The organism is Flavobacterium sp. FG68 (assembly GCF_057808895.1).
Genome location: NZ_JBMDIY010000020.1, coordinates 11,700 through 31,013, shown reverse-complemented (window position 1 = coordinate 31,013; position 19,314 = coordinate 11,700). Strand labels below are relative to the sequence as shown.

Below are 19,314 nucleotides of genomic sequence, written 5' to 3'. Positions count from 1 at the left end.
CAATAGTTTTTATCTCATATGAGTGATATAAAATTTACTTGTGATTGCTGTGGAGAAGAGCATGAAAGTTGGCCCGCAATAACTTATAATTCTCCTAGCAATTATAGCGATCTATCAATTAAAGAAAAAGAAGATATTGCAGTCATCGACGAAGATTTTTGCGTAATAAAATATCATGATCAGGTAGATAGATTTATCAGATGTGTTCTTGTTCAAAAAGTTAATGATCATTGTCAAGATTTAGAATATGGTTTTTGGGTTTCATTAAGCGAGAAGAGTTTTGAAGATTATTTAGAAAATTTTGATAATCAGATTGAAGAAAGAAAATATTTTGGATGGCTTTGTAACTACATACCGCAATATGAGTTTTCAAATAGTATTCCAACGACTGTTGTGACAAAAACAGGAAATCTTAGACCAGAAATCTTTCCTCATGATGATTTCGATCATGCTTTTGTAAAAGATTATTATCAAGGAATTACAAAAGCAGAAGCTGAAAAAAGAATTAAAGCTATACTTAACAAATAGGCTTGAAATTTGCATGAGATCTTTAACTAAATTTTCTAAAATGAATTTAAAAAAAATTGTTCTATTTGTTTTAATTACAACTTCATACAGCGCCTTTGCTCAAAAAGACGGCTATTGGGACAAAGAACGTGCAACAACAAAAGAAATCCTGGTTTCTGCAGGTGACAGAATTGTAATAAAAACAGAAGATTTACCCGTAGGAACAACTGAAATTGTATACAGAATTACACTTCTGGACAAAAATCAGCAAATGGCCAATAGTTTGGTTTCTCTGCTAAAAGCAATTCCAGATCCATACGGAATTGGACAAGGTTCTGCCGGAGCTGTTTTTTTAATGTCTAAAATTTCCGGAGATGATCAATGCACATATTCCTTGTTTACTTCAAATGAAAATGCTAAAAAATACGTTAGCGACGGAAAAGTTGATTTAGCTTGTTATTCTCAGTCAGAACCTGTTAGCAAAGACGCAAAGAGAATTTCATTAGACAAAAATTCCTGTTTAAAAGAAAATACCAAAACAATTTGGTTCGGTTTTGAAAGCAAAAATTGGTTTTTAAGCCAAAAAGTAGTTTTAGAAGTCGTGCCTTGGGTTGATGTAAAGTTAAACCGTGGGTGGAATCAGGATAATAAAAATGAGATTATTAGTTTGTGCAAAACATCAACAATGGCTCAAAAAATGGCCAATTCTGATGATTTTTGTGTCTGCATACTAGATAAAATCATGAAAGAATATCGTTATGCTGAATTTCAAAAATTACTTGCTGTAGAAAAAACAAAAGTTTACAAAGACTTTGGAAATGCCTGCTATAAAGACGCTGACATTTCTAAAAATGTTTATAATGATTTAAGAAATCAGATTGCCACTTTAATAAAACAGCAAAAATACAACGAAGCAATTCAGAAATTGAATATAATCATCAACGACGGAAAAGCTACGGCATTAGATTACAGTTCAATTGGTTATTGCTATATCCTGACAAAACAATATGCAAAAGCATTAAAGTTTTTGCAGGAAGGTGAAAAATTAGATGATACCGAGTTATTGGTAAAACTAAACTTAGCACACGTTTATTTAGTGAGCAATAATTACGGTGACGCAAAAACAATCTATAAAAAATATCAAGATCAAAACGTTACAGACAGCCTAAGCTGGAAAGACAAAACAAAATCTGATTTTGCCCTTTTTGAAAAAGCAGGTTTACCCTCAAAAGACTTCGAAAAAATCCTAAAATTATTTAACTAAGTTACTAAGTTGCTGAGATACTAAGATTCTAAGTTTTTTAGTTTCTCAGCATCTTAGGGTCTTAGAATCTTAGCATCTAAAAAAAATGAAAGCGACTTACCACAAATACATGCTTGAGTTTAAGCGTCCGTCTGGGACGTCTCGCGGTGTTATGACCGAAAAAGAAACCTGGTTTATTATTCTTGAAGAAAATGGTAAAAAAGGAATAGGTGAGTGCGGAATACTTCGTGGCTTAAGTGCTGATGATCGTGATGATTATGAAGAAAAACTAAAATGGGCTTGCGAGAATATTCATTTAGGAGAAAAAGCGTTATGGGAATCTTTATTGGAATTTCCTTCGATTCAATTTGGGATTGAAATGGCTTTTTTATCTCTAAAAAACGAGAATCCATATTTACTTTTTCCTTCTGATTTTACTAATAATATCCAATCAATTGAAATAAATGGTTTGGTATGGATGGGCGAGCCGGCTTTTATGAAACAGCAGATTGAAGAAAAATTAGCAGACGGATTCAGCTGTATTAAACTTAAAATTGGAGCAATAGATTTTCAAAAAGAATTAGAATTATTAGAATTTATCCGCAGTCATTTTTTAGCAGAAGAAATAGAAATTAGAGTTGATGCAAATGGAGCTTTTGCATTGAATGAAGCTTTAGATAAACTCAATCAATTAAATAAATTTCAATTACATAGTATCGAACAGCCTATTAAAAAAGGAAACATTCAGGCTATGGCAGATTTATGTAAAATAACTCCTTTTCCAATTGCTTTAGACGAAGAATTGATTGGCATATTTACATTCGAAGAAAAAGAAAAATTACTGCAGGAAATCAAACCTCAATATATTATTTTAAAACCTAGTTTTATTGGTGGTTTTAGAGGAACGCAGGAATGGATAACATTAGCAGATAAATACAATATTGGCTGGTGGATTACCTCTGCATTAGAAAGCAATATCGGATTAAATGCAATAGCACAATGGACATTTCTTCAAAATACAAAAATGCCGCAAGGATTAGGCACCGGAGCACTTTACACCAATAATTTCAATTCTCCGCTAGAAGTTTTAAAAGGAAAATTATGGTACAATTCATCTACAGACTGGGATTCAGTAATTTTAGAAAAGGTACAAAGTAACAAAGATTCATAGGGTTAAAAAGCACGATATAAAACCTCTGAACCTTTGCCACTCTGAACCTTTAAACCTATATTTTACTCTTTCCCGCCAAGTAAATTTTCCTGCCATTCTTTTAATTCCTGCCATTTACCCTGATAAGCAAATAAAGCCTGTTTCGCCCACGTACTAGGGTTATGAATTGAGTAGTTTTCTCCTCCGGAATCCAGAATGGACTGTAATCTTTCTGTTGATGTTTCCGAAAGATCTTTCCATGTTTTAATTCCGGAGTCGTTAAGTAAAGCTTCTATTTTTGGACCAATTCCTTCAACAATTTTTAAATCGTCCTGTTTTATTTTTTTGCCTAATACATTTGCGGCCAGCGCACTATCAAACAAAACAGCTGGAGTTTCTGCAACAAATGATTTAGGTACAGATGCAGAAGCTTTAGCATGTGCAGCCGCCAGATCTGCTTCCAGAGAAGCTATTTTTGTATTTAAATTTTTCGTATTTGCTTTACAGGCATCAAGATCTGCTTGTAATGATGCGGCTAAAGAATCATCTTCTTTTGAGTTCAATTTTCCTAGTAAGTAACCTAAAATTCCACAGATTATACCCACTAAAATCGGTATTAAGATACATGGTAAATTCATAATAAGTATATTTTTGATTATTTGATGGTAACTACGGTTCTTCTATTGCTGGCCTTTCCTTCGGTTGTAGCATTATCCCCAATTGGTTCATCCGGGCCTTTTGATTCAGTAGCAATTCTGGAAGCTTCAATTCCGTTTTTGATTAAATAATTTTTAGAAAAATCGGCTCTTTTTTGTGCCAGATCTATATTTAAATCTCTATTGCCTACATTATCACTATGCCCCACAACTAAAACAGAAGTATTTTTTACATTTTTTAAATATTTAATAATATCAGTCACTTTTTGCTGTTCTTCTTCATTTAAATTAAAGCTTGATTTATTAGTATTAAAATGAAGAATTAAAGGATTGGCATTAATTTTTTCTTTCAGCGCAGCCCAATCATCAGTGGCTGTAGAAGCTGTATTAATCGTTTCAAACTCGTATTCAACAGGGCCAATGAGTGTATCAGCATTTGTTTTCCAGCTATTGATAATTTCTCCTTTTGCGTCTAATTGAGAAGAAGCCAAACCTTTTGAAACAAAATAATTTTTGACATCATTTGCTCGGGCTAATCCAAGATTTTCAAATTTTGTTGTGTTGGTTTCGTCAGAAGTTGCGTAACCAGTAATGGTAACTTTTTGTTTCTTGTTCGAAACTAAAAAAGTTTTAAGTTTTTCAATTCCAATTGAAATTGAATCACTTATAGGCTGAACTGCAGCAGGATTATTTTTTAAAAATTTAAAATTATAATTCGTTCTAAATTCAAATCCGGAACCATTTATGATAAAAGGAACAAAATTATCATTCTTAATTGACGTAGGAGGAACTTTTTCGACAGCAGCATTTGGCTGCGCCGTATCGCAATTGCAGCAAAACTTTATATACAAAATTGTACCTAAAATTATGACCAGAGCGATCCCTAATAGATAAAGTACTTTTTTAGACATGATTTGATGAATTAAGGTTCTATCAAAATTAACGAAAATTAATATAGTTAATATGTTAATAATCAATGAAATTGGTTTCATTTTAGACCAAAAAAAACTGGAATTTGAAACGAATTTTATAAATGGATTTTTAAAAATGAAATTCCACGACTGAATTAAAATGAGTAAATTGCAGTAAAATAAATTAAGACTCAAAATGCTCGAAATAGAAAGAAAGTTTCTTGTAAAATCAGACGATTTTAAAGAACAGGCATTTGCAAAAAATCAAATTGCACAAGGTTATTTAAGTTCAATTGCCGAGAGAACGGTTCGTGTTAGAATTAAAGGAGATAAAGCTTTTTTAACTATAAAAGGAATTGGCCACCAAGGAGGAATGTCTCGTTTTGAATGGGAAAATCAAATTCCGCTTGATGAAGCTGCAGAACTATTGAAATTATGCGAAAAAGGCAAAATTGAGAAAACGCGTTATGAAATTAAATTCGGAAATCATGTTTATGAAGTGGATGAATTTTATGGAGAAAATGAAGGATTAACAATGGCAGAAATTGAACTGCAGTCTGAAGATGAAAGTTTCGAAAAACCGGATTGGCTGGGAGAAGAAGTAACAAATGACGAAAGATATTATAATGCTTATTTGAGCAAATATCCTTTTAAAAACTGGGGAAAAGAATAATTTATGGCAGACCAATATGATTTAATTATTGTGGGAGGCGGGCCAATAGGTCTGGCTTGTGCGATAGAAGCTCAAAAGAAAAACTTATGTTATTTAATTATAGAAAAAGGCGCGATTGTAAATAGCATTTTCAATTATCCATTGTACATGACTTTTTTCTCCACTGCCGAAAGACTTGAAATAGGAGATATTCCGTTTAACTGTTTAGCACCAAAACCTGGTCGTCAGGAAGCATTAGAATATTACCGAAATATCCATCGTTATTTTAATTTCAATATTAATTTATTTGAAAAAGTAACTGAGATTAAAAAAACTGGAAATTCTCTTTTTGAAATTTCTACAGATAAGAGTTCATACAAATCGAAAAACGTAGTTATTGCAACTGGTTTTTATGACATTCCAATTCATATGAATATTAAAGGCGAGGAATTGCCAAAAGTTCGTCACTATTATAAAGAAGCGCACGAATATGCTTTTCGAAATATTATAGTTGTTGGCGCTAACAATTCATCTGTTGATGCGGCCTTAGAATGCTGGCGAAAAGGAGCGAATGTAACAATGGTAATTCGTAAAAATGAAATCAATAATCGAGTAAAATATTGGGTTAAACCCGATATCGAAAACCGAATTGCGGAAGGAAGCATTAAAGCTTATTTTGAATCTAATATTACAGAAATCCGTGATAATGAAGTTGAAATTGAAACTCCAAACGGAAAAGTGACAATCGAAAATGATTTTGTTTTGGCTTTAACAGGTTATAAACCAGATTTAAATTTTCTGGAAAATATAGGAATTGAGCTTTCAAACGATGAGTTGAAAATTCCAACGTATAATCCTGAAACTATGGAAACAAATGTTGAAGGTTTATTTCTTGCAGGCGTTGTCTGCGGAGGAATGCAGACGCATAAATGGTTTATCGAAAACTCAAGAATCCATGCAAAGATGATTGTGGATTATATTACTTCGAAATAAAGGTTTGCCACGAATTACACTAATTTTCACGAATTAATATTTTTGTCAGTTCGAGCGAAGTCGAGAACACACTCGCATTTCAAATTCGATAGATGCGACAGTTTAAAAAAATAATTCGTGAAAATTAGTGTAATCCGTGGCAAAAAAAACTTTTTAAGAACTACAAGAAAGCATAGAACAACCCACTTTAGATCGAGCCCAATCTGGTCGTTTTGCGAACCATTTTTCGTATTCCGGCTGTTCTTCGTATGGCTTTTGTAATAATATATAAAGTTCGTTTATCAACGAATAGTCTTCTTTATCAGCAGCATCAATAGCTAATTGTGCCATATAATTTCGAAGAACATATTTCGGATTAATTAAATTCATTTTTTGAGAACGTTCTTCATCCGATAATTCTTCAGTATTCAATCTATCCAAATAAACTGCAAACCATTTTTTCCAGGCATCTAAAATATCTCCCGAAACTTCTTCGATTTTATAAAACGAATATTGAATTTTTTCTATCGCTTTTTCTACAGAATCAGATTTTTTAACGTAACTTAAATTTCTAAAAAAAATCGTCATATCCGTTTCTGTCAATTGTAAAGTCGCTTCAAGATTATCAGTTAAATCATTATCAATTTGAGCAGAAGTTGAAATAAACAATCCTAGTTTATTTAGAAACATTTCTTTATAATCTAAAATAAAATCATCCATAAATGATTCTAAGATTTTTTCTAATTCTTCAGTTTCATTAATCAAAGGATAAATCGCATTCGCCAATTGATATAAATTCCAATGCGCAACTTGCGGCTGATTCCCAAATCGGTATCTTTTATTTTGACTGTCTGTTGTGTTTGGTGTCCAATTTGGATCGTAATTTTCAAGCCAACCATAAGGCCCGTAATCAATTGTGATTCCGTGAATTGACATATTATCAGTATTCATTACGCCGTGAACAAAACCAACTCGCTGCCAGTGCAAAATCATTTCGCGTGTTGTATCGGCTACTTTTTTAAAGAACTGCAAATATTGTTCTTTTGGTTCGCCAGTAATTTCAGGGAAATAATGTTTGATATTATATTCTACAAATTGCTTTAAGTTTTTAAGTTCGTTTCTGGCAGCCAGCATTTCAAAACTTCCAAAACGAATAAACGAAGGCGCAACACGACATACAATCGCACCATTTTCATAAGCAGGATTTCCGTTGTATAAAACGTCACGTAAAACCTGATCTCCGGAAAGAATTAACGAAAGAGATCGGGTACTGGGAACACCTAAATGATACATGGCTTCGGCACATAAATATTCTCTTATAGACGAACGCAAAACTGCCAAACCATCAGCAGTTCTGGAGTATGGTGTTTTTCCCGCACCTTTTAATTGAAGGGTAAAAAACTGATTGTCATTTTCAACTTCAGTTAAATTAATGGCACGGCCGTCGCCCAATTGTCCAGCCCAGTTTCCGAATTGATGTCCGGCGTAACACATTGCATAAGGCTTTGTTTCAGGAAGAATTTCTTTTCCTGAAAAAACATTCAAAAATTCCTCAGACTGAATTTCGTCTTTTGAAATCCCAACCAATACAGCCACTTCTTCAGAAGCATGAATTAATTTTGGATTTGAAGGTTTTGTTGGATTTACATACGAAAAAGCAGTATTTCTAACTTGACGAATTTCATTTGTCAAGTCTGTATCTGCAGGCAATTCAGCAGTAAATCGATTATTTATTTTTAAATTTTTCATTTGAGTTTTTTATAATTGGCCCACAGATTACACAGATTACACGGATAAAACAGATTAAACGGATTTTTTTAAATCTGTGTAGATTCTTATTCACAAAGAATATACAAAAATCCTTTTAATCCGTACAATCTGTGGCCAAAAAAATTATACGCTAACTAATTTATCAGCATACATTTTTTTAAGTTTTTGAACTTTTGGATCGATTACAAGCTGGCAATATCTTGCTTCCTGATTGTTGTTGTAATAATCCTGATGATAATCTTCGGCTTCATAAAACACTTCAAAAGGCTTTAGCTGCGTTACAATCGGATCTGCATAAACAGGCTGAGCTTCTTCAAAAACCTTTTCTGCGATTTCTTTTTGTGATTCGTTATGATATAAAACTATCGAACGATACTGCGTTCCGTTGTCGCCGCCCTGACGATTTAAAGTTGTAGGATCGTGGCTTGTCATGAAAACAGTTAGTAAATCATGATATGAAATAATGTCAGAATCAAAAGTAACCTGAATAACTTCTGCGTGACCAGTTCGTCCTGTACATACTTCGCGGTATGCCGGATTCTTTATAAAACCATCTGAAAATCCAGATTTTATTGTCTCAACTCCTTTTAAACGCTGAATTACAGCTTCTACACACCAAAAACATCCACCACCGAAAGTGGCTTTTGATAAATTTTCCATAAATGTAAAAATAGCTTAAAGTTTACATGCCCTATTAACCTGATAGAATATTGTGATAATTTATCTAAAAAACAGCTATTAAACTAAAGATATTAAAAGTTTTCTTAAAGTTTGAAGTTTAGAATTGATAAATTCTCAATTTTAGAAAAAAGCAATATATTTGCAGTTAAACACAGGCACAACAAATGAATACCAAAAATAGTACCATCAGTCTAGAAACTTATTTCCAGGATTTTAGACAGCATATTGTTGGCATAGATCAGGAATTTATGTCACCTTTTGGCAAAAAAAATATTGTTTATACCGATTGGACTGCCAGCGGAAGGCTGTACAGACCAATTGAGGAGAAACTTTTGAATCAATTTGGACCGTTTGTTGCCAATACACATACTGAAACTACCGTGTCTGGTACTGCCATGACAAAGGCATATCATCATGCAAGACATATTATTAAGCGTCATACAAACGCAAGTGAAGATGATGTCTTAATTACAGATGGAACGGGAATGACTGGGGTTATCAATAAATTCCAGCGTATTTTAGGTTTGAAAATTCCTGAAAATCTTAAAAATTTCACCACAGTTCCGGCTGAAAAAAAACCTATTGTTTTTATCTCTCACATGGAACATCATTCTAATCAAACTTCTTGGTTAGAAACAATTGCAGACGTTGAGATTATTCCATCTTGTGAAAAAGGGCTGTTTTGTCTGGATAATTTAGAATTGTTATTACAGAAATACAGTGACAGAACGATAAAAATTGCATCGATTACTTCTTGCTCAAATGTTACGGGTATAAAAACGCCTTTTCATGAAGCCGCAAAATTAATGCATCAATATAATGGAGTTTGCTTTGTAGATTTTGCCTGTTCTGGCCCTTATGTTGAAATTGACATGCATCCTGCAGATTCGGAATCTTATCTGGATGCGATTTTCTTTTCTCCGCATAAATTTCTTGGCGGCCCTGGAACTTCGGGGGTTTTGATTTTTAATAAAAAATTATACAATAATATGATTCCGGATTGTCCGGGTGGAGGAACGGTTAGCTGGACAAATCCGTGGGGCGAACATAAATATATTGATAATATCGAGGATCGTGAAGATGGCGGAACTCCGGGATTTCTTCAGGTTATTAAAACTGCTTTGGCAATTGAGCTGAAGGAAGAAATGGGAATTGAAAACATTTTGCAACGCGAACACGAAATTGTAGATTTTGTTTTTAGTCAGTTAGATCCTGTTGAAAACATTAAAATTTTAGCGGGTCAGCATAAAAACCGTTTGGGTGTAATCTCCTTTTTTATTGAAGATCTGCATTTTAATTTGGGTGTAAAATTATTGAATGACAAATTCGGGGTTCAAACTCGCGGCGGATGCAGTTGTGCCGGAACTTACGGTCATTATTTATTGCACGTAGATCAGGAAACTTCGAATAAACTGGTAAATGAAATTACGATTGGTGATTTAATCAAAAAACCGGGATGGATTAGAATGTCGATTCACCCAACTACGACAGATGAAGAAATTGCTTTTGTTTGTAATAGTATTATAGACTTGGCTAAAAACCATAAAACCTGGGCTTTAGATTATTCTTATAATAAAGACACTAATGAATTTGTTCATAAAAACGCTACTTCATTTGAAGATGAATTGGTGAAGAGTTGGTTTAAATCGTAGTATTTTTTTTTAACGCAAAGTTCGCTAAGGAATTTTCGCAAAGTGCGCGAAGGTTTTTCTTTGTAAAAGTTTTTTAAGGTCTCAAAGTTTCGTTTGAGAATATCAATTATAAAAATAAGCCCGAAAGTTTTAAAAACTCTCGGGCTTATTTACTTTACTTTATGCGTATATTTTAAAAACCAGCTTTGCGAACTTAAAAAAACTTGTTTTTATACTAAAAATTTTTGTGCACTTTGCGAAAATTCCTTAGCGAACTTTGCGTTAAAATTAAATCAGCAACTTCGCGCACTTTGCGAAAAAAACTTAGCGAACTTTGCGTTAAAAAAAGCTTTTCTAGATTACTTAGATTCCTGGAATTTTTTAAGGGAAAGTAAAGCTTGTTCTTGGATCTTTTTATGGAAAAATCCTGTCCAGCCTAATAAATATCCGGTTGGACCAAAGGCTTGTTTTGACCATTTCCAAACATCAAAATTATCGGTGTGTTTGATGATTAAGCCATCTTGAAAAACAAATTCGGCAGAAATTCTATTAATTACATTCCGATTTGTTTTGCTGAAATTATAAGTTGCAACCCATTTTGCAGAACCGGTAAATTCATCGGCTTTTACATCAAAGAATTCAATTTTAAGACTTCCTTTGCTTCTTATAATCAGCATTTCCCACATTTTTGAAACTTGTTCTTCTTTTAATAAACCAAAGGCCGGGTCAATAAAATGTATTTTTGGATGATAACATTCAGCCATTGTTTTAAAATCAGAATTGGCAAAAGCAGTATAGAACTTTGTAATTAAAGCTTCGTTGGGAGTCATAAATTTGAAAATTAGGTTATAAATATAAGATTTATTATATAAAATATTGTATTTACAAAACACTAATTTCTTTTGCGGTGTCGTAACTCTTTTTAGATTTATCGTAAACCGTTGAAAAATATTTTTTTTTGTTGTGCGCCGTAAAATATCCGGTTTCGTTTCCAAAAGTATTGGAACCTCCGTTTATAATAAATCGAACAGCGTAAATATCATTTTTTTTTAGTTTGGCAAATTCAGCAGGAGTAAAGTAATAATACGAAGTTGTTTTTCCTTCAGACGATTCTTTTACGTTTTTGTCTGTGCAGGCAATAACATCGGCATTAGCCAAATCTACGTAAAGACCTCCGGCAATTCTCGCTTTATCATTTGAAGTTGCAATTGTGATTTTTAAAATGCCGCCTTTATCTGTTTTTGCAATCTGAATGTTGGCTTCGCCCGTAAAAGCATATTTTTCGCAGATAAAAGTATATTCCTGCGTTGCCGGAAAAGGCTGAGATCCTTTTACACTCATGGTTTGCTGCGCATTTGCAAAGATTGAAATAAGCAGTAATAAAAGAAGAGGCAATTTTAATTTCATATATATTTACTTTATTGTTCGGCTGCTTTTGCGTCAAACTTTTCATCCCAATCCATTGATTTAATGGCAGATATTAAGTTCTCTTCATTTACAAAAATGCGAAGTTCTTTATTGGCTACTTTTTTACTGTATAAAGCGTGATAACGGTAAATTACTTCATTTTTGGTTTTGTAAACGCCATCTAATTTTAAATCAATAAAACTTCCATAATATTGTCTAAATCTGGTACAGGTTTTAGTCAATCGTTCTTCGGTCGTATTTTCTCTAACAGACTGAGTAACTTCGGTTTCATTAAAAGGTTTAAACTTTGATGTATTACAGGTTTCTAAAACTCTTTTGCCTAATTCATACGCTTTTCTCTGCTGCTCTGAACTAATATCGGCGTTAGAAACTTTTTTAATTTTTAAATCTTCCGTATCTCTACTTACAGTTTTCGATTTACATCCAATTAATAACAACAAACATATAATCAATCCCGCTTTCTTCATAATCATTTAAGTTATTTTTAATAATAAGTTTGGGTCGGGGCAATTTTCTATATAAAAATTTAAATCATTTGTATTGCAGACACCGGGATAATCGCCCCATTTGTCTTCTAAGTTTTTTATAATCTGAAAGTGAACATGAGGAGCATAATCTCCGTTAACAGTTGAATTTCCTAAAGTTGCAATTTGTTCACCTTTCTTAAAAATTGTCCCAACGGTAAGGTTTTCTATACTTTCTAACGATAAATGTCCGTATAAAGTATAAAATTTCTCGTTTTCTACTTCATGTTCTAATATTATGGTTGGCCCGTAATCTCCTAAACCTTGGTTATTTTGAAAACTGTGAACCTTTCCGTCAAGCGGAGCTAAAACTGGAGTATCAACTTTTGCCCATAAATCAAGACCAATGTGAATATTTCTTTCCGGAACAGAATCATTTTTAAAAATAGTACTCCTTTTATATAAGTTACGGCCTTCGATATAACCGCCATAGGCAACTTCGGCATTATTATCTGCCAGATAACCAAAAATAAAACGTTCAAATTCTGTAGACGTTTCGGGTTTGCTTTCGACTAAATCAGTATTGGTTATGGATAAATCTAAAGGAAGGTATTTTGAAAAATCAATTGAGGCATCGATTACTTTAGTAGGTGGTAAGGCTTTTAATATAGATACAAGGGATTTCATAAAATTAAATTTAGGCTACTTTTTCGATTATTATTAATTCATTATGAACTTCAATGCGGGGCAGCATTTTTGAAGTAAATAATTGTGCGTTTATTTCGGTAATGTATTTTCTGTTTCGAACATTATGCGCTTCATCGAGAATCATGGTGTTGAATAAAATGAAGCCCTGATCTTTGAGAAGAAAACAAACTCGTTCGCTAAAAAACTTTTCGAACAAAAAGTTTGGCATATTAGTATCTTCAAAAATATCAATAATTATTAAATCGTAGCGATCTTTTGTTTTTAAAACAAACTCAAAAGCGTCGTCAATGATAATTTCAAGCTGTTTGATCTCATTTAAGTTAAAATACTGATTGGCAATTTGAATCATTTCAGCATCGATTTCGACTCCGGTAATTTTACCTTTATAATTAATTTCGTCAACAAGGGTTTTGATTACGCTGCCGCCGGCAACACCAAGAACCAGAATATGTTCCATTTGTAATACCTTGTCATAACCAATATTGCGAAGACCGTACCTTAATATACGTTGTAAACTTCCGTATGAATAATTTGTATTTTCAGAATCTAAAACCAATTCTCCATTTGCCCAGGTAACTTCGATCACTTTACTTCGTGCCGATTTTTTTTTGAAGATTTTAATGGGATATAGATAACTGAACAATTTTTGAATCATTTTGTAATGCTTTTACTCAAAAATACCATTTTAAATCTTTTATTTTGCAAGAAATATTAAATTTTAATGAAGAAAAGACTATACAAATTCATCTTTTTTAAGCTAATGGGCTGGAAGATAGTAGGAATAGAAAATGCTGAAGTGAAAAAATGTATTTTAATGGTTATGCCGCATACCAGTAATCACGATTTTTATATTGGTCTTTTTACCCGCGGTATTTCCGGCTTACAGATGAACTGGGTTGGGAAGAAAGAATTATTCAAATTTCCGTTTGGTTATTATTTTAGAAATGTTGGTGGTGAACCGCTTGACCGCACCGGAGGATTAAATAAAGTAGATTCTATCGCTGCTATTTTTGATCGTAAAGAAGTTTTTCGCTTGGCTGTTGCGCCAGAAGGAACACGAAAAGGTGTAACCGAAATTAAAACCGGATTTTATTATATAGCGCTTAAAGCGAATGTGCCAATAGTTCCCGTTGCTTTTGATTGGGGAAAGAAAGAAGTTAATTTAGGAAAGCCTTTTTATCCAACAGGAAATTATGAAGCCGATTGGGAAATTTTAAAAGAGCATTATAAAGGTGTTTTAGGAAAAATTCCTGAAAATGGAATTCAGATCTAATTTTTTGATGTTTTTCCAGATTTGTGAGAATCCCTTAAATGAAAATTATTTTAAAAAATTTTCAAATACGCGAAATTTTCGATCTATGGGACATACGCCTTAAAAGTTCCGTTTTTATAGAAAATTACAATTTTTTCAATTTCGTCTTCTTCAAAACTCAAATTTGATTTTTTGGTTTCGATCAAACTTTTAATCGGGGATTTATTTTCTTCTTTATTTAATGGAGTAAATAAATCTTCTCCAGAATAATTTTCATTTGATGAAGAAGGGGAGTCTGAATTTATATTTTGAAAATTCGGAACTGTTTCATTTTCTGATTTTGGAAAATTTCCTTTTCCAATTAGAATCCAATATAAATCTACTTCCGGAAAAACATCTAAAATTTTCATGACAAAATCAAGACTTGGCTTGTTTCTTCCAGAGAGCAGGTGAGACATACTGGAACGCTGCACACCAATTTTATCTGCAAATGAAGAGGCATTTAGTGCGTAATAATCCAGTATAATTTCCAGTCTTTTTACAAAATCATCGATGTTTACCATTGTAAATTCTAATTTAAATCATACGTGTTTACAAATGTAACTAAAAAGATTTGATAATACAATTTTACAGTTGTAAATCGTTCAAATTAAGGATTTATGATGCAATTTTAACTTCATATGACACTACATAACTCATTGAAATATAATATATTGATATTTTATACTTAAAGTAATAACAATTGTTAACTGGATTTTGTTTAAATCCTTAAAACTCATTAATAAATCTGTTTACATTTCTAAATTCTCTTTATTTTTTATTGTTTACAATTGTAAAAATAAAGATGTTTACTTTTGTAAACTAATCAAAACACAATGAATTTAGAAGAATTATTTAACCAATACAAAGAGCAATCAATTGAAGGCAGATACCTGACTTTAGATCATATTCAGCCTTTATTAGATAAATTAAATACTGATAATCAAGTTAAGGTTATTGGAAAATCTGTTTTAGGAGAACCTATATATAGTTACGAAATTGGAACCGGAAAAACACGTATCTATTTATGGTCTCAAATGCATGGAAATGAAAGCACAACAACTAAAGCGCTTTTTGACTTTATTAATGTATTAAACAGCAAATCTGATTTTGCCGAAAAAATGCTTTCAACATTTACATTTTATGCTATTCCAATATTAAATCCTGACGGTGCAAGACTTTATACACGTGAAAATGCGAATAAAATTGACTTAAATCGCGATTCTCAAAACCTTACACAGCCAGAAAGTAATGTTTTAAGAGAAGTTTTTGAGAGTTTTAAGCCTCATTACTGCTTTAATCTGCATGATCAGCGTACTATTTTTGGCGCTGGCGATACTGGTAAGCCTGCAACTGTCTCTTTTTTAGCTCCGTCTTATAATGAAGAAAGAGAAGTGAATGAAAACAGACAAAAAGCGATTAACTTAATTGCCGGAATTAACGATGAATTGCAAAAATATATTCCCGGACAAGTAGGAAGATTTGACGATTCATTCAATATAAACTGTATAGGAGATACTTTTCAGTTTTTAGGAGTTCCTACCATATTGTTTGAAGCAGGTCATTTTCCTAACGATTATGAAAGGGAAATTACAAGAAAATACATATTTTTCTCACTAATTTCGGGCTTTAAACTCATAAGCGAAAACGATTTAGTTGTCAATAGAAATTCTGATTATTTGAATATTTCACAAAATAAAGTCGTTTTTTATGATTTTATGTATAAAAATATCAAAATAAATTATGATGGTATCGAAATTATTACGAATTTTGTCGCACAATACAAAGAAGAATTGATTGAAAATAAGATTCATTTTAATGCTTATATAGTAGAAGCAGGCGAATTGGAAAATTATTTTGGTCATTATGAATACGACGGAAATGAAGCTGTTTATTCTGATGATTATCTTAATATTCCGAAAATGAACCAAAAAGCAGATTTTTATTTAAATAAAAATACTAAATTTGTTAACGGGTTGATAAAAAGTTAATTTTTATGTGAATTTGTTGTTTTTTATATATATTTTTATACTTTGTAATAGCAATTAGTAATATTAATTAAAGAATTATGAGTAAATTTCGTTTAGATGAAGTAGATCACCAGATTTTAGATATGTTAATAGACAATACGAGAGTTCCGTTTACTGACATTGCAAAAAAACTATTGATTTCTGCTGGTACAGTACACGTTAGAGTAAAAAAGATGGAGGATGCCGGTATCATCATGGGGTCTTCATTAGCCTTAGATTACGATAAATTAGGTTATTCATTTATTGCTTATGTTGGGGTATTCCTTAATAATACATCACAAACTAAATTTGTATTAGAGCGTATCAATCAAATTCCATTCGTAACAGTTGCTTCTGTAACGACAGGAAAATTCAACATCTTTTGTAAAATCAGAGCAAAAGATACAAAACATGCAAAAGAAGTTATCTTTATGATTGACGATATCGATGGTGTTTACAGAACTGAAACTATGATTTCATTAGAGGAAAGTATTAACGATAAGAAGCGTTTGATGCATACTATTTTCAAAAACATGTAAGAATCCCTCTTGAATGCTATATTAAAATATAACCTCAAGTTTATTCTTGGGGTTTTTTTATGACCAATTAACCAACCAACTATAAAAGAATTTATGTACACGTTGCCAAAAATAGAGCGTTTTAACAAAGACGTTCTCTCTAAATACCATATTTACAATAGTGTTTTCATAACATTACCATTTGACTCTATTGATAATACAGGTGTTTTACTGCCGTTATTTACAGAAACCTGCGAAACGGGATTTAAAAAACAGGAAACTCCAAAAGAAATTTTTGATTTCTTTTCAAATAAGTTCCTGAATAATGCTTCAGAGACGGAAAAAATCGACTTAATGTTTCGATTTATCCAATATATAGAACGTCAGATTGTATTGTTTGACGCTATTGAAGATGCTGCTTTTCCTGAAGTTAACAATATGGAAGGAAGAGGATCTTTGCGTGATATCAAAGAAAAATCAGATGCAAAAGAAAAAGACGACGAATTAGTTAATTTTTTAGAAAATTTCAATGTTCGTACGGTTTTAACAGCGCATCCAACTCAGTTTTATCCTGGTCCTGTTTTAGGAATTATAAACGATTTGACCGAAGCAATTCGCCAAAATGATTTATTACAAATCAAACAATTATTAGCACAGCTGGGAAAAACGCCTTTTATTCAGCATGAAAAACCAAATCCTTACGATGAAGCCGTTAGTTTAATTTGGTATCTTGAAAATGTATTCTATGCTACAGCGGGAGAAATTGTACATTATTTACAAAAAAATATCAATGACGGAAATCAAATTCAGAATCAATTAATAAAATTAGGATTCTGGCCGGGAGGTGACCGTGACGGAAATCCATTCGTTACAACAGAGATTACACTGAAAGTTGCAGATCGTTTACGAACTTCAATTCTGAAGTGTTATTATGTTGAAATGAGAAACTTAAAAAGAAAGTTAACTTTCTCAGGTGTAGATACTTTGGTATCAGATCTTGAACATAAACTTTACCGTTCAGTATTTTATTCGAAAGGAGAAATTTTCATCACTTTAGATGAATTATTAACGCAGCTTAATACAATTCGAACTATAATTATTGAAAAACATCAGTCATTATATTTAGACGAATTAGAAGCTCTTTTAGTAAAAATCAATTTATTCGGATTCCATTTTGCAACTTTAGATATTCGTCAGAATAGTAAAATTCACAATGCTGTATTTAAAGATGTTGTGAATTATTACTTGAATTCTGGTTCAGATACTTTTCCGAAAAATTACTATGAATTGACAGAAGATCAAAAAATTGATGTTTTATCAAAAATAAAAGGAGATTTGAATCCTGCTGATTTTGAAAACGAAATTACAAGATCGACTTTAGAATCTGTTCAGGCAATTAAAACCATTCAGGAAAACAATGGGGAAGAAGGTGCCAATCGTTACATTATTAGTAATAACGAAAGTGCGCTAAACGTAATGGAAACTTTTGCGATGATTCGTTTGAATAATTGGGAAAATCCAACGGTTGACATTATTCCGCTTTTTGAGTCTGTAGATGATTTACAAAATGCTCATCAAATTATGGAGCAATTGTATACCAATCCTGAATATTCTAAGCATTTAAAATCAAGAGGAAATGAACAGACCATTATGCTTGGTTTTTCTGACGGTACAAAAGACGGTGGTTATTTAATGGCTAACTGGAGTATTTATCAGGCTAAAATTTCGTTGACTGAAATTTCAAGAAAATACGGAATCAAAGCTATTTTCTTTGACGGACGCGGCGGGCCTCCTGCACGTGGTGGTGGTAAAACACACAAATTTTACGCTTCTTTAGGTCCAAAAATTGAAAATAAAGAAATTCAGATCACGGTACAAGGGCAAACGATTAGTTCTAATTTTGGAACTTTAGATTCTTGCCGTTTTAATATTGAAAACCTATTAAGTGCTGGTGTAACCAATCAGGTTTTTGGTAAAGAAAAGAATGAGTTAACTCCAGAAGAAACTCAAATCCTGACGCAATTAGCTAATTTGGGTTATGATAAATATTTAAGTTTTAAGAATCACCCGAAATTTATTCCTTATTTGGAAAAAATGAGTACGTTGAAATATTATTCTAAAACAAACATTGGAAGCCGCCCATCAAAAAGAAGCAAATCTGAATCATTAGATTTTGCAGATCTAAGAGCGATTCCATTTGTAGGTTCCTGGAGTCAGTTAAAACAAAACGTACCGGGATTTTTTGGAGTTGGAACAGCTTTGAAACATTTTGAAGAATCAGGTCAATGGGATAAAGTAAGTGATTTGTATCACAATTCATTATTCTTTAAAACGTTGTTGGAGAACAGTATGATGTCATTGGCAAAATCATTTTTACCATTAACGGCATACATGAGAAAAGATCCTGAATTTGGTGAATTCTGGCAGATTATCTATGATGAATTTTCTGAGACAAAACGTCTTTTATTAAAAATTGCAGGTCATAAAACCTTAATGGAAAACTATCCTGATGGTATAGCATCAATTCAAATAAGAGAGCGTATTGTATTGCCGTTGTTGACAATACAACAATACGCATTGTTAAAAATTAATGAATTGCACAAAGAAAATTCTGCGAATGAGGAGCTAATCAAAGTATACGAAAAAATCGTAACGAGATCTCTTTTCGGAAACACAAATGCAAGTAGAAATTCAGCTTAATCGTAATTTGTAAACTTTAAAAT

Annotated in this window: 20 protein-coding genes; 10 read left to right on the top strand and 10 right to left on the bottom strand. The window is 32.2% G+C overall.

Annotated elements, in window-relative coordinates:
* Positions 1–18: 18 nt before the first annotated feature.
* The 3 genes from ACODSB_RS13885 to ACODSB_RS13875 all read left to right on the top strand — a co-directional run bounded on the left by ACODSB_RS13885 (position 19) and on the right by ACODSB_RS13875 (position 2,921).
* Positions 19–528, top strand: a complete 510-nt coding sequence (locus ACODSB_RS13885; RefSeq protein ID WP_488937490.1) for a DUF2199 domain-containing protein — start codon at positions 19–21, stop codon at positions 526–528.
* Positions 529–568: 40 nt separating this feature from the next.
* On the top strand, positions 569–1,771 hold the full coding sequence (locus tag ACODSB_RS13880; RefSeq protein ID WP_488937489.1) for a tetratricopeptide repeat protein: 1,203 nt from the start codon (positions 569–571) through the stop codon (positions 1,769–1,771).
* An 85-nt stretch (positions 1,772–1,856) separates the two neighbouring features.
* Entirely contained in the window at positions 1,857–2,921 is a 1,065-nt protein-coding gene (locus ACODSB_RS13875) for an o-succinylbenzoate synthase (protein WP_488937488.1), read from the top strand.
* Between the two features lie 62 nt (positions 2,922–2,983).
* Here ACODSB_RS13875 and ACODSB_RS13870 read toward each other — a convergent pair whose 3' ends face one another.
* Complete coding sequence (locus tag ACODSB_RS13870) at positions 2,984–3,538, bottom strand: hypothetical protein (protein ID WP_180861853.1); 555 nt, start codon at positions 3,536–3,538, stop codon at positions 2,984–2,986.
* 17 nt (positions 3,539–3,555) lie between these two features.
* Positions 3,556–4,467, bottom strand: coding sequence for an OmpA family protein (locus tag ACODSB_RS13865; protein ID WP_488937487.1), 912 nt, complete (start codon positions 4,465–4,467; stop codon positions 3,556–3,558).
* A 196-nt stretch (positions 4,468–4,663) separates the two neighbouring features.
* Between ACODSB_RS13865 and ACODSB_RS13860 the strand changes: the two genes are divergently transcribed.
* Together ACODSB_RS13860 and ACODSB_RS13855 are read left to right on the top strand one after the other, a co-directional pair.
* A complete protein-coding gene (locus ACODSB_RS13860; RefSeq protein WP_488937486.1) occupies positions 4,664–5,140 on the top strand; it encodes a CYTH domain-containing protein in 477 nt (158 codons plus the stop codon).
* A 3-nt stretch (positions 5,141–5,143) separates the two neighbouring features.
* Positions 5,144–6,112 carry a YpdA family putative bacillithiol disulfide reductase gene (locus ACODSB_RS13855; protein ID WP_488937485.1) on the top strand — a complete coding sequence of 323 codons (969 nt, stop codon included), beginning with the start codon at positions 5,144–5,146 and terminating at the stop codon, positions 6,110–6,112.
* Between the two features lie 153 nt (positions 6,113–6,265).
* Here the strand turns inward: ACODSB_RS13855 and ACODSB_RS13850 are convergent, their stop codons facing one another.
* Entirely contained in the window at positions 6,266–7,840 is a 1,575-nt protein-coding gene (locus ACODSB_RS13850; protein WP_488937484.1) for a protein adenylyltransferase SelO, read from the bottom strand.
* A 144-nt stretch (positions 7,841–7,984) separates the two neighbouring features.
* On the bottom strand, positions 7,985–8,521 hold the full coding sequence (msrA, locus tag ACODSB_RS13845; protein ID WP_488937483.1) for a peptide-methionine (S)-S-oxide reductase MsrA: 537 nt from the start codon (positions 8,519–8,521) through the stop codon (positions 7,985–7,987).
* A gap of 185 nt (positions 8,522–8,706) precedes the next feature.
* Between msrA and ACODSB_RS13840 the strand changes: the two genes are divergently transcribed.
* Complete coding sequence (locus ACODSB_RS13840; RefSeq protein WP_488937482.1) at positions 8,707–10,194, top strand: aminotransferase class V-fold PLP-dependent enzyme; 1,488 nt, start codon at positions 8,707–8,709, stop codon at positions 10,192–10,194.
* Between the two features lie 338 nt (positions 10,195–10,532).
* Here the strand turns inward: ACODSB_RS13840 and ACODSB_RS13835 are convergent, their stop codons facing one another.
* Genes ACODSB_RS13835 through ACODSB_RS13815 form a run of 5 tightly spaced genes read right to left on the bottom strand, consistent with a single transcriptional unit; the run spans position 10,533 to position 13,428 of the window.
* Positions 10,533–11,003, bottom strand: coding sequence for a nuclear transport factor 2 family protein (locus ACODSB_RS13835; RefSeq protein ID WP_053473240.1), 471 nt, complete (start codon positions 11,001–11,003; stop codon positions 10,533–10,535).
* A gap of 52 nt (positions 11,004–11,055) precedes the next feature.
* A complete protein-coding gene (locus tag ACODSB_RS13830; RefSeq protein WP_488937481.1) occupies positions 11,056–11,580 on the bottom strand; it encodes a hypothetical protein in 525 nt (174 codons plus the stop codon).
* An 11-nt stretch (positions 11,581–11,591) separates the two neighbouring features.
* The gene (locus ACODSB_RS13825) at positions 11,592–12,068 is read right to left on the bottom strand and encodes a hypothetical protein (RefSeq protein ID WP_053473263.1); all 477 of its coding nucleotides are present in this window, start codon (positions 12,066–12,068) and stop codon (positions 11,592–11,594) included.
* Between the two features lie 6 nt (positions 12,069–12,074).
* Complete coding sequence (locus tag ACODSB_RS13820) at positions 12,075–12,752, bottom strand: peptidoglycan DD-metalloendopeptidase family protein (RefSeq protein ID WP_488937480.1); 678 nt, start codon at positions 12,750–12,752, stop codon at positions 12,075–12,077.
* Between the two features lie 10 nt (positions 12,753–12,762).
* Complete coding sequence (locus tag ACODSB_RS13815; RefSeq protein WP_488937479.1) at positions 12,763–13,428, bottom strand: spermidine synthase; 666 nt, start codon at positions 13,426–13,428, stop codon at positions 12,763–12,765.
* Between the two features lie 66 nt (positions 13,429–13,494).
* Here ACODSB_RS13815 and ACODSB_RS13810 point away from each other — a divergent pair, with 66 nt between their 5' ends.
* Positions 13,495–14,046 carry a 1-acyl-sn-glycerol-3-phosphate acyltransferase gene (locus ACODSB_RS13810; protein WP_488937478.1) on the top strand — a complete coding sequence of 184 codons (552 nt, stop codon included), beginning with the start codon at positions 13,495–13,497 and terminating at the stop codon, positions 14,044–14,046.
* Positions 14,047–14,129: 83 nt separating this feature from the next.
* Here ACODSB_RS13810 and ACODSB_RS13805 read toward each other — a convergent pair whose 3' ends face one another.
* Complete coding sequence (locus ACODSB_RS13805) at positions 14,130–14,588, bottom strand: helix-turn-helix transcriptional regulator (protein ID WP_488937477.1); 459 nt, start codon at positions 14,586–14,588, stop codon at positions 14,130–14,132.
* 312 nt (positions 14,589–14,900) lie between these two features.
* Between ACODSB_RS13805 and ACODSB_RS13800 the strand changes: the two genes are divergently transcribed.
* The 3 genes from ACODSB_RS13800 (at position 14,901) to ACODSB_RS13790 (ending at position 19,291) form a co-directional block, all read left to right on the top strand.
* Positions 14,901–16,055, top strand: coding sequence for a M14 family metallopeptidase (locus ACODSB_RS13800; protein WP_488937476.1), 1,155 nt, complete (start codon positions 14,901–14,903; stop codon positions 16,053–16,055).
* 77 nt (positions 16,056–16,132) lie between these two features.
* Complete coding sequence (locus tag ACODSB_RS13795) at positions 16,133–16,612, top strand: Lrp/AsnC family transcriptional regulator (protein WP_008468989.1); 480 nt, start codon at positions 16,133–16,135, stop codon at positions 16,610–16,612.
* 93 nt (positions 16,613–16,705) lie between these two features.
* Positions 16,706–19,291 (top strand): phosphoenolpyruvate carboxylase, encoded by a 2,586-nt coding sequence (locus ACODSB_RS13790; RefSeq protein WP_488937475.1) that lies wholly within the window; start codon positions 16,706–16,708, stop codon positions 19,289–19,291.
* The last annotated feature ends 23 nt before the right edge of the window (positions 19,292–19,314 follow it).